This is a genomic window from Candidatus Roizmanbacteria bacterium CG_4_9_14_0_2_um_filter_38_17 (genome assembly GCA_002788855.1).
Taxonomy (GTDB): domain Bacteria; phylum Patescibacteriota; class Microgenomatia.
On sequence record PFSB01000017.1, the window covers coordinates 67,020 to 80,606 of the forward strand.

Below are 13,587 nucleotides of genomic sequence, written 5' to 3' on the forward strand. Positions count from 1 at the left end.
CAAGGATGATAAAAGAGGTTATGGTAAGGGTCGTCAAGAATCAACAATGTTACCTCACATACGACGACGTTCTCCTTTTACCTGAATATACGGATTTTAGCCGAGGAGATATTAACCTAAGGACACAGTTAACCAAAAAAATCGGGCTTGATCTTCCCTTAGTTGCAGCTCCCATGGATACGGTGGCTGAAAGCAAGTTGGCAATAGCTCTAGCAAAACTTGGTGGGATTGCTTTTATTCACCGAAATCTAACTGTGGCTGATCAAGCAATGGAAGTCAAAGCAGTTAAGCAAAAAAACTTTTTAGTTGGAGCCGCGATCGGAGCAAGCTCCGGGTATGAGGATAGGGTGGAAGTTTTAGTTAAAACAGGAGTAGATGTGATAGTGGTTGATTCTGCACATGGATACGCAAAGAATGTAATTGACACAATAAAGTGGGTAAAGAACAAATATCCCAAGCTTCAAGTAATTGGAGGGAATATTGCGACAAAAGATGGCGCAGAGGCTTTAATCAAAGCAGGAGCAGATGGCCTTAGAGTAGGCATGGGACCTGGCGCAATCTGCACCACTCGGGTTATTTCAGGAATGGGAGTCCCGCAGATTAGTGCAGTATCAGACTGTGTTGAAGTAGCAGACAAGTACAGTGTACCAGTAATTGCTGATGGAGGAATTGCCCACTCAGGAGATATTGTTAAGGCATTGGCGGCGGGAGCGGCAAGCGTAATGATGGGCAGCTACTTTGCCTCTGCGGAAGAGTCACCTGGAAAAGTAGTTGATCTTGAGGCTCTGCAAGTACCAGCTAGGTTTAAGAGTATCTTAAAAGATGGCATAAAAATATATAAGTTTAAGGAGTATCGGGGAATGGGGTCGGTAGGAGCGATGAAAAAAGGTACTAAGATTAAGTCAGAAGACGAGTACCATGGTAAGAGTTATAAGGATCGAGTAATGGTCGCAGAAGGAGTTGAGGGCTTGGTGCCTGTCAAAGGAACTGTTAAAGACCTTGTTGACCAAGCTGTTGGAGGAATGAAATCGGGGCTTTATTATGTTGGGGCAAAGAGTATTTCCGAATTGCAAAAGAAAGCTAAATTCATTCAGATAACCCAAGCATCGCTAACTGAAGGCCATCCACATGATATTTTAGTTACAAACGCTGGGAGTAATTACCAATGATAGTTATTGTAGACTTTGGCAGTCAAACCACACATTTAATCGGCAGACGTATTCGTGATTTTGGAGTTGATGTAACAATTATTGAACCAGAAAGAGCCCTTCGACAAGCTCAGGACCTTCGGCCCAAAGGGATTATTTTGTCAGGTGGACCAGCAAGTGTGTACGCACGAAGCGCCCCAACCATAGATAAGAAGGTATTTGATCTGGGGATACCAATTCTTGGCATTTGTTATGGCTGGCAACTTACAGCACACCTGCTTAATGGTGAAGTTAAAAGCGGAAAAAAAGAATACGGCCCAACCACATTAAAAATTGATGATTATTCTGATCTATTTTATGGACTACCACGTGAAACAAGAGTTTTTGAATCACATGGAGACACAGTGTATAAAATGCCAAAGGGTTTTAAGGTTATTGCGAAGACCGGAAGCGTTGAGAATGCAGCCGTAAGAGAAGATAAGCGCAAAATTTATGGAGTCCAGTTTCATCCCGAAATGCACCACACGAAACAAGGCAGACAAATCTTAAAAAACTTCATCACAATAATATGTAATATTGGTGTTCATCCAGTTCGCATTAATACTAATTCAATAATCCAAGAAATTAGAGAAAAAGTAGGAGATAAACAGGTTATTGGTGCATTTTCAGGAGGAACAGATTCGGCAATTGCAGGGGCTTTGGTGGCTAAGGCTATCGGGAAACAGTTTATACCCATCTACATTGATAGTGGCCTAATGCGAGAGGGAACTTTGGAGAGAATTAAGAGTGATTTTCCAAAAGTCTTGGGAATAAAAGTACAGGTAATTAATACCCGCAAAGAATTTCTAAAACGTTTAAAAAGCGTCACCGATCCAGAGAAAAAACGGAAAACTATTGGAAACTTGTATATTGAATTATTTGAGCGAGAGATAAAAAAATACAAAAACGTTGCATTTTTGCTCCAAGGAACAACCTATGCAGACTTTATACAGGCAAAAGGACAAGGAAAAGAAAAATCTGCACACATAAAAAGCCATCATAATGTTGGTGGCTTGCCCAAAAACATGAAATTAAAGCTACTTGAACCACTGCGATACTACTATACCGATCAGGTCAGGAAAATTGGATTATTGCTTAAGCTACCTAAAGATATTGTTTTTCAACAACCTTTTCCAGGACCTGGTCATGCTGTGCGAATAGTTGGAGAAGTAACAGAGAGTAGACTAGATCAACAAATTATGGCCGATGCTATCGTTGTTGATGAACTTAAAAAATCTGGCTGGTACGATAAAGTGTTTCAGTGTTGGTCTGTGATGACTGGAACAAATAGCACTGGTGTAAAAGGTGATGAGAGATTTTATGGGGAAGTTGTGGCATTGAGAATAGTAGATAGTAAAGATCGGATGACAGCTGATTGGTCAAGAATTCCGCATAAAGTACTCGCAAGATTATCTACACGTATTGTTAATGAAGTACCGGAGATCTCGCGCGTTGTGTATGACATCACCACCAAACCCCCAGCTACCATGGAATGGGAATAAATTATAGAGTCGACCCCTATAATAGCCCGTAAACTGGGGCTTATTGTAAGGCTAAGCCTTACTTGGGATTATTCTACCTTGAGGATTTGGGCGAGCTTGGAGGTGGAGGGAGTATTGATTTGATCTGTTACTATTTTTAATTCACCACCAATACCTGCGGCCTGCTTGCGCTTATTATCTAGTTGCGGGTCGTTTTTTGTAACAGCTATCACGTCTGGTTTAATCGCCTTAACCAGATCAAAATAGTCTTTATCTGAATTCATCTCGTTTAGGAGAATTACGTAATCTACACATATAAGTTCACTAAGAATTTCAGCTCGAATTTGTTGATTGAAAATTGGCCGACTCTTTCCTTTAAGTCTTTGCACAGTAGTGTCACTTTCCAGCGCTACAATTAATATGTCACCATATTTTTTGGCTTCTTTTAGAAACTTTATGTGCCCATAGTGGAGAAGGTCAAATACACCTCCAGCTAAAACTAGCTTCTTATTACTGGGTATTTGATCAAGCTTAATAATTTTATTCATACTTTAAGCTCCAGTCCCCCGCAAATACACCGCTTGCCAAGGTCTGAAATTAGAGAAAAATGTTCTACTGGTAAGAGTTTCACCATTTCTGGTAACTGTGTAATCAAAGGCAACTTTCGATCCCCAAGCGGCAAAGTCTACCTGTTTAACAGATCCAACAGGGAGTGATGGATCGTCCTGATAAAGTGGTTCTGGAGGCGATTGCTGATCCCAGACACGGTGATTTGAGATAGTAGTTTCTCTCCCATCAGAAGTACCATAAATTTCATAAGTCAATTTAGCTTGGGCGCTGTCAACTTTTGTTTGAATTAGTATGTATGCGGTGGTGTCATTTTTAAAGCGAAAGTCCGTTGATGGTGCATAGACTGTTGCGTCAAGCCCTGGCTTAAAATTGCCTTTTTCATAGTACACCACACGGTAAGAATGAGCCTTTCGTTCTGTGATAGGAAGCCCCGCGTCCAATACAGCGCGAAATAAAGTGGTGGAATCTTGGCAAACTCCTCCCCCATCACCAAGAACTGTGCGCCCATCTTTGATAACATAAGCAGCCTGATAACCACTTGAATAAGAAATATCTCCAACTGTATCGTTAAACGAAAATTCCTCACCTGGAGGAATAAGTGTTCCATTAATACGACTTGCTGCCAGCGATAAATTATGTATCCTGCCTACTGCAGAACCAGTAAAGTATGAAACACCTTGACTTAAAAGATCATTAATTCCTAAGCTATTTGCGTCTTGATTCACAATTTCCGGTTGAGTAATGACTACACTTAGCTCCACTTCATGAGTCTGTGAGTCGAGATTCTCTAACAGTATTAGGGCATTGGTTAGTTCTACGGATGCTTGTTCTTTTTTAAGTTCTTGACCAGCATCGGCTGGTTTAAATGCCGTCACTTTCCCATTTTCTAACTTCAAGAGAGCATTTTGAGGAGGATGATCATGACTTTGTGCATAAGTATCTATAAGTACTGCTATTTTTTCTGTGTCATAGCCTCCCTTAAAATTCAATAAGCTAATGATCCGTTCCCCGTCCAACTCTTCCATGTTATCTGCAATGTGAATAGATAATGTTTTAGATAAGAATTTCTGTCCACGAGCTAGTGTACTTTCCAGTTGGGAGCTAGATATGGCTACTTCAACCAGTTTTACTGGTAGCTTTATGTGGTTAAAATTTAGCATGGCAAGTTGATTATTTATTAAGTCAATAACCTCTTGCTGTGGTAATTCTTGCCCATCTTGACCTGGAATTGTTTCTAGCGTATCCTCTACTAACTGTATTTCGGTTTTCTGTGCTGGAAAACTGAGTTGAGCAGAAATCGTGGCAATCGATGCCTCAAGTTCTAAATTATTAATTTCATAGCTCACTGGTTGATTGTTAAACTGTTGGGTTAAAAGTTTTACGATACTGCGTTGGTTAAATGCAGCGTCGATAGAGCTACTGATGCGAGGATTATATTGTAGTTCCTTTAAGGATAATTCCCAAGTGGTGTTTTGGTGTGTTAATACAATACTTTCTGGTGTATTCTCATTAATTAAAAGTCGAAGTTTATCTTGAGCCTCTGCTCTGGTTAAGGCGCTCATGCTGATTCCAGCAATACTCATACCAGGATAAAGACGATCATTTAAGTAAATGAAGCTCGCCCCAAACCCTAGAATTATTCCGATAAAAATGACTGTTAATGACCTGATTATTATTTGTTTCACACCTTATAAAAACGGTTGGGTAAACTAGGTAAACTATGAGACACATGAAACACCTATGCTATGATAACATAAGCATGGCTGATAACGAACAAAAAGACCCACAGGGTCCATTGAAATCTAAGCAGACTGATCCACTAGATCCGTTGGAGAGTGCGTATGAAAGCGATGTATTTCATGGAGACCCAATCATGGATGATGAGTATATCGAGCCAGAACTCCCCCCACCACCACCTGCCTCAATTTTTCAGCGCATCTTAAAAGCAATTCCCTTCTTAATTGGAATAATTATTCTACTCCTACTGGGGTATTTGGCCTACAACTACTTTTTAGAACGTAATGGCAAGGGTGGACCAGCAGACTTAAACTATTGGACGCTGTGGGAAGACGATAGTGTTTACCAGCCTCTGATTGAGGAGTACCAGCAGCAGCATTTGGGAGTTACAGTCACATTGCAGAAACAATCAGTTATTCAATATCGTGAGCGACTACAAACACATATTGCCCGTGGGGAAGGACCAGACATCTTTCGCTTTCATAATACCTGGACTCCGATGCTCCAAGACGAGCTATCAGCTATGCCAAATAGCGTGATGACACGAGCTGAATTTAAAGAAGCTTATTACCCTGTAATAGTAGAAGATCTCTCTGTTGGAGAAACAACTGTAGGCCTCCCATTAATGTTCGATGGATTAGTGGTTTTTTATAACAAAGATATTTTACAGGCAGCTGGTTTTAGTGCTCCTTCTGGCGACTGGAATGAGTTTTTACTACAAGCAGAGAACATGACAGTTAAACAAGGTAATAAGATTGTGACGGCGGGAGCTGCCCTTGGCCGAGCAGACAATATTGAACATTTTTCAGATATACTCGGGCTATTAATGTTGCAAAATGGTGCCAATCCTGCTCGTCCTAATACCGACGCTGGCGCGGGTGGGCTGGTGTTTTATCGTATATTCGCCCAGACCCCAGATAACGTTTGGAGTTTGGAATTTGATAATGATATTCTTGCTTTTGCAGGAGGGAAGGTTGCCATGATTTTTGCGCCTTCTTGGGAAGCTTTCACTATTGCTGCTATAAATCCAGATCTGAATTTCTCCACTTCTCCTGTACCCCAGGTTGCTGGCTCCGAAAGCCAAGTTGCCTGGGCTAGTTATTGGGCTGAGGGAGTGAATGCAAAAAGTCCCAACCAACAACAAGCTTGGGAGTTCCTAAAGTTTATGGCACAAAAAGAGTCACTGGAAAAATTCTATAAGCTAACCGCGGAAACCAGGGTCTTATTTGGAGAGCCGTATCCAAGACGCGACCTCGTAGAAACACTAGGACAAAATGACTACTTAGCGCCATTGGCTCAACAGGGTGAGTTTGCCCAGAGTTTTTACATGGCATCGCGCACGTATGATAATGGAATTAATGATGGGATTATTCAGTACTATAAAAATGCAGTTAATAGTTTAGATTCTGGTAATAGCCCCCAAGAAGCTTTGGAAACTGCCGCACAAGGAATCACCCAGGTCTTAGAGAGATTTAATGTGGTAATTGAGTAATATTAATTCTTCGATCAAGAATGTGCTCTCTTCTAATCTCTTAATAGATTATCAGTTGTGTTTTTGTTTCTTTTTTTCATCATCTCTAAAAGGAAGCCTTATTTGTTTTGCTCCCGACCTATGTTCAAGAACTTTAATTATTTCATAATCCGATTTTATTCCCGTATCTGAAATCCATTGTTTTTCACGTAGCATAACTTTAAATAAATCATCTTTAAAAAACCCGTCTTTGTTTTGCTGAACCTTATTAACAAAATCCTCATCGCTAATCGTTGCATAAAATTCTACATTCCCATCACTGAATTTCCATTTATGTCCTTCTATAAACGAGATAGTAGTAACTGTTAAAAACACTTCTCGTTCTTGGTCTTGCAATAGCTCGTCTGGTATTTCAGATAGCTTGAAATAATCTTTTTCCTCTTTTTTAATTACTATTTCTTGGTTGTTTTTTTTAATTGCAAAACTATCTATTCCCTCTTGTGATAAGGGCTCTGTAATCACTTTTTGTATAGATGTTCTAATTTTTACATTTGAAAATAATGCAATTACTCTTGGATTAGTTTCATATTTTTCTTTATCCTCAACTTCAATTATTGTCTTTGTTTTGTTTATATTTTTTATATTTTTTATATTTCGGTTTCTAAGCCAAAGAAGAAAAGCGATTAATCCGCCACTAGGTACTCCAATAAATCCAAGAATTTGCAGAAGATTGGATGCAGCATTTGCTTGGTCAGAGTTAAAAAGCGAAGTTAAACCATCTATTCCACCCTGAACTACGGATAAATCAAAACCAAAAGAACCACTTTTAAAGGTACCTTTTACATTAACTTGAACTTTTGTTTTGTCTCCGTAGGTTATCTTGTTTGTCTCATCCAACACGTCACTTATTGCAAGTAAAGCAGGGGCAAGGTCACGCACATCCATCTCATTGTGCTGTAGGGCATCGCCATCGTAGACAACTTGAAAATATTCTTTTTGTGTCATATTTTTACTTCATTTCATTTTAGAATCTATCTGCTTTCAAGCTTAACAACAAAAAAATCAAATTACAAGAATTTAAATGAGGAAAAAGTTATTGAGTAGACTGTGTCAAACGCTGGACGTTTGACACGCTTGATACAATTCTCCTACTTTTTCCCAGTTAATAATATTAAAGAAGGCGGAGATATAGTCTGGTCGTTTATTTTGATATTTTAGATAATAAGCGTGTTCCCAGACGTCTAGCCCTAAGATTGGCGTGTCACCTTGCATTAGAGGGCTATCTTGATTAGCCGTGCTGTAAACGGCTGTAGATTTGTCCTCTTTTATTACTAACCAAGCCCAACCAGATCCAAAGCGAGTTGCGGCAGCGTTAGTAAATTTTTCTTTAAATTTGGCATAATCGCCAATTGCTTTTGCTAGTTCTCCAGTTGGCTCATTTGTGGTGTTTGGAGACATAATCTGCCAAAAAAGCATGTGGTTTGCATGTCCTCCTCCGCTGTTAATAACTGCTTGGCGAATATCTTCCGGTACGGAGTTTATGTCTTTTAATAAGTCCTCGATGGATTTAGAAGATAGCTCAGTGTGTCCTTCAAGCGCTGTGTTAAGTTTATCTACGTATCCAGCGTGATGTTTTTCGTGGTGAATATGCATTGTAGCCTCATCAATGTATGGCTCAAGCGCATTATATTCGTATGGAAGACTTGGTAGTTGAAAACTCATGTTCTACACTTATACCACAAAAGCTTATGCCAGTGGGGAAACCATGAAACATGTGATAATATTGAGTTATGCTCGTACCATATTCAACACAATTTACAAATTATAACCGCGCCTATCGGTGGACAGGTTTACAAATTACAAATAAGATCCAAAGAGCTGTTATTCAAACCATAGCTTACTCTGCAGTTTTTAATTATCCACTTACAGCCCAGGAGATTAAACAGTATTTAATTTCTGAACTAGAAATTGGTGACTCACTTAATCAATTATTAAATTCAAATTCTATCGAACATAAGAATGGTTATTATTTTTTGCCGGGGTTTGAGAGTAGCGTAGCCCAGCGGGAAAAGAGAAAACCAATTGCAGCTAATAAGAGAGTGATGCTGAATCGTTTCATAGCATTAGCAATGTGTATTCCCACAATAAAACTTATTGGCATCTCTGGCGCGTTGGCCATGGAAAATGCACACAAAGAAGACGATATTGATCTGTTTATTGTTACAACTTCAGGCACCACGTGGTTAACAAGGATGCTTTGTATTTTACTGGCGGAAGGATTAGGTCAAAGAAGAAGACCAAAAGCTACAGACGTACAAAACAAGCTATGTTTAAACATGTTTATAGATGAAGCACACTTAGCGATACCAAAAGCAGAAAGAGATTTGTTTTCGGCTCACGAGGTAGTTCAGTTAAAACCAGTTTATAACAAAGAACACACTTATGAAAAGTTTTTGCTGGTAAATAGTTGGGTAAGCGCGTATCTTCCTAATGCTAGCAATTCAACTAAGTTCGGACCTTCTGCTTTGCATAGGGTCCGACCAAGTCTCGCTCTTGTAATATTTGCAGAACAAGTTGCTCGTTTTTTTCAACGAATTTATATGAAAGGGCGGGTTACTCACGAGGTTCTTGAAGATGGATACTTGCGTTTTCACCCATCAGATGCCAGACGATTTGTGTTTGGTAGGTTCGAGCAAATCCTTCAAAAGGCAATTTTGCTATAGGCTATTGACAAATAGTCACTCTCTATTTAGAATAAGCAATTACTAGGCAAGAGTGCTAAAAATGGGTAAACCATGAAACATATGACAAACAACACAAAAATACAGCCTCTTTTAGACAACGTCTTAATTGAGCCAGCAGAAGAAGAAACAAAATCTCCTGGTGGAATATACTTACCCGAAAATGCCAAAGAAAAACCAACTATTGGTGAGGTTTTAGCGGTCGGACCTGGAAAATTAGACGAGAACGGCAAAATTATTAAACTGTCTGTAAAAGTAGGAGACAAGGTGTATTACAAGAAATGGGGAGGAAACGAAATTAAGATTGCAGGTGTTGAGCTATTACTAGTTGAAGAGAAGGATGTTCTCGCTATTATAAAATAATTAATCATGGCAACAGGAAAACAAATTAAATTCGGTGACGATGCACGACTAGCTATGCAGGCTGGCATAGATAAGCTAGCCAAAGCAGTAATAACTACCTTAGGTCCTAAGGGACGAAATGTGGCACTTGACAAGAAATGGGGAGCTCCAACAGTTGTCCATGATGGTGTTTCTGTTGCAAAAGAAATTGATCTTAAAGACCCATTTGAGAACATGGGTGCACAGCTCATTAAGCAAGCGGCGGATAAAACCAATGATGACGCGGGAGATGGAACTACTACTGCTACGGTATTAACTCAGGCAATTGTTAAAGAAGGAATGAGAAATATTGCAGCTGGAGCAAATGCGATGACCTTAAAACGTGGACTTGATGCGGCAGCTGAAGCGGTTGTAGCAGAGTTGAAAAAAATGAGCAAAGACGTAAAAGATCACGAGCGTATTATTCAGGTTGCAACTATTTCAGCTGGTGATGAAAAAATAGGTCAAAAAATTGCAGAAGCGCTTAAAACTGTGGGTAAAGATGGCGTTGTTACAGTAGAAGAAGGTAAAGGTCTTGAGATTGAGATTGAACACAAAGAAGGTATGCAGTTTGACAAAGGTTATGTCTCTCCATACTTTGCTACAGATACAGCAAAAATGGTATCGGAAATTGAGGATCCCTATATTCTTATTACAGATAAGAAAATCTCTTCTGTTCAAGATATATTGAAATTCCTAGAAAGCTTCGTGAAAATCTCTAAAAACCTTGTGATTATTGCTGAAGATATAGATGGTGAAGCAATGGCAACAATGGTGATAAATAAGCTTAGAGGAACCATTAATATTCTCGCAGTTAAAGCTCCGGGCTTTGGCGATCGTCGAAAGGAAATTTTGGAAGATATTGCTATATTAACTGGCGCAACTGTTATTTCAGAAGACATGGGTCGCACTTTAGACACAATAGTTGTTGAAGATTGTGGGCGCGCAGACAAAATCTGGGCTGATCAGGATAATACTCGTGTAATTGGAGGAAAAGGTATTGCAGCTGAAATTAAGAAACGAATTGAGCAGATTAGAATACAGAAAGACGCAAGTGACTCAGACTTTGATAAAGAAAAACTTGACGAGAGACTAGCTAAAATGGCTGGTGGTGTAGCAGAAATCCATGTTGGTGCAGCTACAGAAGTGGAGCTTAAAGAGCGAAAAGAGAGAGTGAACGATGCAGTTTCAGCAACTCGTGCAGCTATTGAAGAAGGAATCGTGCCTGGTGGAGGAGTGGCGATTTTGCGAGCCCGAAGGGTACTTGCAAAGGTAAGAGAGAGAATGGAGTTTGCTGATGAAAAGACAGGAGTAGATGTTCTTTATAAAGCATTATCACGTCCTCTATACTGGATTGCAAAAAATGCTGGAGAAGACGCAGGATATGTTGTACGCCAAGTTGAAGATAATAAAGGAGTAGATTATGGTTACAACGCAACAACCGGTAAGTTTGGTTCCATGATTAGTGCCGGAGTTATCGATCCTGTTAAGGTAACCAGACTAGCACTACAAAATGCAGCTTCAATTGGGGCAATGGTGTTAACAACTGAAGCAATGGTAACCGAAGAGCCAGAAGACAAACCAGCAGGCGGACCTGGTGGGATGGGTGGGGGCGGAATGGGTATGCCAGGCATGATGTAATCTTTCACTACTCCCCCATTGTATAATTACCCTCATGAGACTAGTTTTGCAAAGAGTTAAACGCGCTTCTGTTAAGGTTCAAAATAAAGCTACTATTAAAATCGATCGTGGCTATCTAATCTATGTTGCTGTTGGCCAAGAAGACACTGTGAATGACGTAACTATCTTAGTCGATAAACTTGGTAAACTGCGATTCTTTCCACAGAAAGATAAGGTTCGGGTAAACCATGAAACACATGACTTTCAAAAATCTATAATAGATATTAAAGGGAGTATCCTAGTAATACCTAACTACACTTTGTACGGTGATCTCAATGACGGTAATCGTCCATACTTTGGACAGGCTGCTGAGCAAGAGATGGCGGCAAAATTGTATAAGCAGCTCTTAAAACAGCTGAAGAAAACGTGTGGTACGACTGTAACTGTTAAAACAGGTATGTTTGGAGAGTTTATGGAAGTGTCCGCCACCAATGATGGGCCGGCAACCTTAGTTCTTGAGCCAGACTTAATTGGCCAAATGGAAAGGGAATTAGAAATAGAAGAAACGGATGATAATTATGCTGAAAATTTTGATGACATGCTCGACAAACTTGGCGTAGACCTAGACAACATATAAAGGCTTCGCCTTTATATGTTGAGAGGCGCTTGACTCCCCTTCTTTTACCCACTATGATGTTAATATGCAAAATTTCTTCAAGGAAATCTCTGATCATAAAGATATTCCTACCTACAAGATGTTTATTGAAGGTAAGTGGCAGTTTTCTTCTAGTGATCGAACAAATGATATTGTTTCTCCGATTGATGGCAAGATTGTGGGCAGAGTTGATGTTGCAACTTCTGATGAAATTAATAGAGCTGTTAAATCAGCAAAGAAAGCACAAGAAAATTGGGGTAATACAAGCTTAAACACCAGAATTACATCAATGATGCTAGTAGCGGATTACTTGCGAGAGTATTCTGGGGAGCTTGGAAAAATATTAGCAGTAGAGATTGGAAAACCAGCTAATGAAGCAATTAAAGAATATGTACGCTCGGCGGAGATGATTGATGCGTTTATTGGTGAGGTCAGAAGTTTGCGGGGCGAAGAGATTCCTTCAGACCAGTTTCCTGGGGTAGAGCTGGGGAAAACAGCAATCGTAAAAAGGGTGCCAAGAGGAGTAATATTAGCGATTGCTCCATTTAACTATCCTATTAATCTAGCGGTGTCCAAATTAGCACCAGCTCTTTTAACAGGTAATACTGTTGTATTTAAGCCTCCAACTTATGGATCAATTTCAGGAACATATTTGACCAAAATCTTTGTTGAAAGCGGTTTACCAGAGGGAGTTATTCAGCTTATAACCGGAGCAGGTTCCCAAATTGGAACTAAAACTACTGGTCACCCAGATATTGCCATGGTAGCTTTTACGGGTTCTTCTGAAGCTGGTGAAACTATCTGTAATAATTCTGGCATGGCAGATTGTTTATTTGAATGCGGAGGTAACAATCCGTTAATAGTACTATCCGATGCCAATTTAGATCTTACAACCGAGCATATTTCAAAAGGGGCATTTTCATATTCCGGGCAAAGATGTACTGGGGTAAAGAAAATCTATGGACTGCGTGCTACTTTGGATAAAGTTATTCCAAGGGTCGTGGAGTATACCAAGGCAAATATGAAGCTGGGAGATCCAATGAATAAGGGGATCAATATGGGTCCAGTTATAACTGAGAAGGCAGCTCATACTATCATGCGTCGTATTAATGACGCAGTAAAACAAGGAGCAGAGCTTGTATATGGAGGAAATGCTGATGGGCCCTATATAGAACCAACTATTCTTCGTAATGTAACGGAAAAAATGGAAGTAGCACATATGGAGACTTTTGGGCCAGTTATTTCGTTTATTGAAGTTGATAATATTGATGATGCAATTGAGATGATAAATGACTCAAAATATGGTCTCCAGGCCTCTATCTTTACCGAAGATGAAGGAACTGGTTTGTCCTTAGCAGATAGGATTAATACGGGAACAGTCCAGATAAACTCGAATCCCCAGCGAGGGCCAGATCACTTTCCATTTATGGGGGTAAAATCCTCAGGTATTGGAGTGCAGGGAATAAGATATTCTCTAGAGGCTATGACAAGGTTAAAGTCAGTGGTATTAAACAGCCCCCACTAAATATGTCTAGTTTTATGCATTCCAAAATTATTCAAAAAACGGTTGATACTGTTACGAGCAGGCTTGGTAATCTTCTAGCTTCTATTATAACTCACACACCAAGTCACTACTCCGAAATTGATAAATTGGTAGGTGCAGTTAGAGTTAAGAGTAAGAAAAAAGTTACTTTATCTACTGATATTGATGATATTTACTATCGATGAAATAGTGTTAATTTTA

General features: G+C 39.6%; 13 protein-coding genes. 9 read left to right on the plus strand and 4 right to left on the minus strand.

What is annotated here, in order from left to right; translation table 11 throughout:
• Window positions 1-20 precede the first annotated feature (20 nt).
• Together CO050_04155 and CO050_04160 are read left to right on the plus strand one after the other, a co-directional pair.
• Window positions 21-1,169: a guanosine monophosphate reductase gene (locus tag CO050_04155; GenBank protein ID PJC31242.1), complete on the plus strand. Its 1,149-nt coding sequence runs from the start codon at window positions 21-23 to the stop codon at window positions 1,167-1,169.
• Complete coding sequence (locus CO050_04160) at window positions 1,166-2,689, plus strand: glutamine-hydrolyzing GMP synthase (protein PJC31202.1); 1,524 nt, start codon at window positions 1,166-1,168, stop codon at window positions 2,687-2,689. The genes CO050_04155 and CO050_04160 overlap by 4 nt, the downstream gene beginning before the upstream one ends.
• 68 nt (window positions 2,690-2,757) lie before the next feature.
• Here CO050_04160 and CO050_04165 read toward each other — a convergent pair whose 3' ends face one another.
• Window positions 2,758-3,216 (minus strand): glycerol-3-phosphate cytidylyltransferase, encoded by a 459-nt coding sequence (locus tag CO050_04165; protein ID PJC31203.1) that lies wholly within the window; start codon window positions 3,214-3,216, stop codon window positions 2,758-2,760.
• Window positions 3,217-3,219: 3 nt separating this feature from the next.
• Complete coding sequence (locus CO050_04170; protein ID PJC31204.1) at window positions 3,220-4,821, minus strand: hypothetical protein; 1,602 nt, start codon at window positions 4,819-4,821, stop codon at window positions 3,220-3,222.
• A 137-nt stretch (window positions 4,822-4,958) separates the two neighbouring features.
• Here CO050_04170 and CO050_04175 point away from each other — a divergent pair, with 137 nt between their 5' ends.
• Entirely contained in the window at window positions 4,959-6,467 is a 1,509-nt protein-coding gene (locus tag CO050_04175; GenBank protein PJC31205.1) for a hypothetical protein, read from the plus strand.
• A 51-nt stretch (window positions 6,468-6,518) separates the two neighbouring features.
• Here the strand turns inward: CO050_04175 and CO050_04180 are convergent, their stop codons facing one another.
• A complete protein-coding gene (locus CO050_04180) occupies window positions 6,519-7,451 on the minus strand; it encodes a hypothetical protein (protein ID PJC31206.1) in 933 nt (310 codons plus the stop codon).
• Window positions 7,452-7,556: 105 nt separating this feature from the next.
• A complete protein-coding gene (locus tag CO050_04185; protein PJC31207.1) occupies window positions 7,557-8,168 on the minus strand; it encodes a superoxide dismutase in 612 nt (203 codons plus the stop codon).
• A gap of 68 nt (window positions 8,169-8,236) precedes the next feature.
• On the opposite strand from CO050_04185, the gene CO050_04190 reads away from it, so the two are divergent.
• The 6 genes from CO050_04190 (at window position 8,237) to CO050_04215 (ending at window position 13,571) form a co-directional block, all read left to right on the plus strand.
• Window positions 8,237-9,169 (plus strand): hypothetical protein, encoded by a 933-nt coding sequence (locus tag CO050_04190; protein ID PJC31208.1) that lies wholly within the window; start codon window positions 8,237-8,239, stop codon window positions 9,167-9,169.
• A 72-nt stretch (window positions 9,170-9,241) separates the two neighbouring features.
• Window positions 9,242-9,550 carry a co-chaperone GroES gene (locus tag CO050_04195; protein PJC31209.1) on the plus strand — a complete coding sequence of 103 codons (309 nt, stop codon included), beginning with the start codon at window positions 9,242-9,244 and terminating at the stop codon, window positions 9,548-9,550.
• Between the two features lie 6 nt (window positions 9,551-9,556).
• Entirely contained in the window at window positions 9,557-11,209 is a 1,653-nt protein-coding gene (gene groL, locus CO050_04200; protein ID PJC31210.1) for a chaperonin GroEL, read from the plus strand.
• A 34-nt stretch (window positions 11,210-11,243) separates the two neighbouring features.
• Window positions 11,244-11,825, plus strand: coding sequence for a D-tyrosyl-tRNA(Tyr) deacylase (locus CO050_04205; GenBank protein ID PJC31211.1), 582 nt, complete (start codon window positions 11,244-11,246; stop codon window positions 11,823-11,825).
• Between the two features lie 64 nt (window positions 11,826-11,889).
• The gene (locus CO050_04210; protein PJC31212.1) at window positions 11,890-13,368 is read left to right on the plus strand and encodes an NADP-dependent glyceraldehyde-3-phosphate dehydrogenase; all 1,479 of its coding nucleotides are present in this window, start codon (window positions 11,890-11,892) and stop codon (window positions 13,366-13,368) included.
• Between the two features lie 2 nt (window positions 13,369-13,370).
• Window positions 13,371-13,571: a hypothetical protein gene (locus CO050_04215; protein ID PJC31213.1), complete on the plus strand. Its 201-nt coding sequence runs from the start codon at window positions 13,371-13,373 to the stop codon at window positions 13,569-13,571.
• Window positions 13,572-13,587 lie beyond the last annotated feature (16 nt).

Bases quoted from the DNA above. Each gene is read 5' to 3' on its own strand.
- CO050_04155 (PJC31242.1), top strand. From the start codon at position 21: ATGGTAAGGGTCGTCAAGAATCAACAATGTTACCTCACATACGACGAC.
- CO050_04160 (PJC31202.1), top strand. From the start codon at position 1,166: ATGATAGTTATTGTAGACTTTGGCAGTCAAACCACACATTTAATCGGC.
- CO050_04165 (PJC31203.1), bottom strand. From the start codon at position 3,216: ATGAATAAAATTATTAAGCTTGATCAAATACCCAGTAATAAGAAGCTA.
- CO050_04170 (PJC31204.1), bottom strand. From the start codon at position 4,821: ATGAGTATTGCTGGAATCAGCATGAGCGCCTTAACCAGAGCAGAGGCT.
- CO050_04175 (PJC31205.1), top strand. From the start codon at position 4,959: ATGAGACACATGAAACACCTATGCTATGATAACATAAGCATGGCTGAT.
- CO050_04180 (PJC31206.1), bottom strand. From the start codon at position 7,451: ATGACACAAAAAGAATATTTTCAAGTTGTCTACGATGGCGATGCCCTA.
- CO050_04185 (PJC31207.1), bottom strand. From the start codon at position 8,168: ATGAGTTTTCAACTACCAAGTCTTCCATACGAATATAATGCGCTTGAG.
- CO050_04190 (PJC31208.1), top strand. From the start codon at position 8,237: ATGCTCGTACCATATTCAACACAATTTACAAATTATAACCGCGCCTAT.
- CO050_04195 (PJC31209.1), top strand. From the start codon at position 9,242: ATGAAACATATGACAAACAACACAAAAATACAGCCTCTTTTAGACAAC.
- groL (PJC31210.1), top strand. From the start codon at position 9,557: ATGGCAACAGGAAAACAAATTAAATTCGGTGACGATGCACGACTAGCT.
- CO050_04205 (PJC31211.1), top strand. From the start codon at position 11,244: ATGAGACTAGTTTTGCAAAGAGTTAAACGCGCTTCTGTTAAGGTTCAA.
- CO050_04210 (PJC31212.1), top strand. From the start codon at position 11,890: ATGCAAAATTTCTTCAAGGAAATCTCTGATCATAAAGATATTCCTACC.
- CO050_04215 (PJC31213.1), top strand. From the start codon at position 13,371: ATGTCTAGTTTTATGCATTCCAAAATTATTCAAAAAACGGTTGATACT.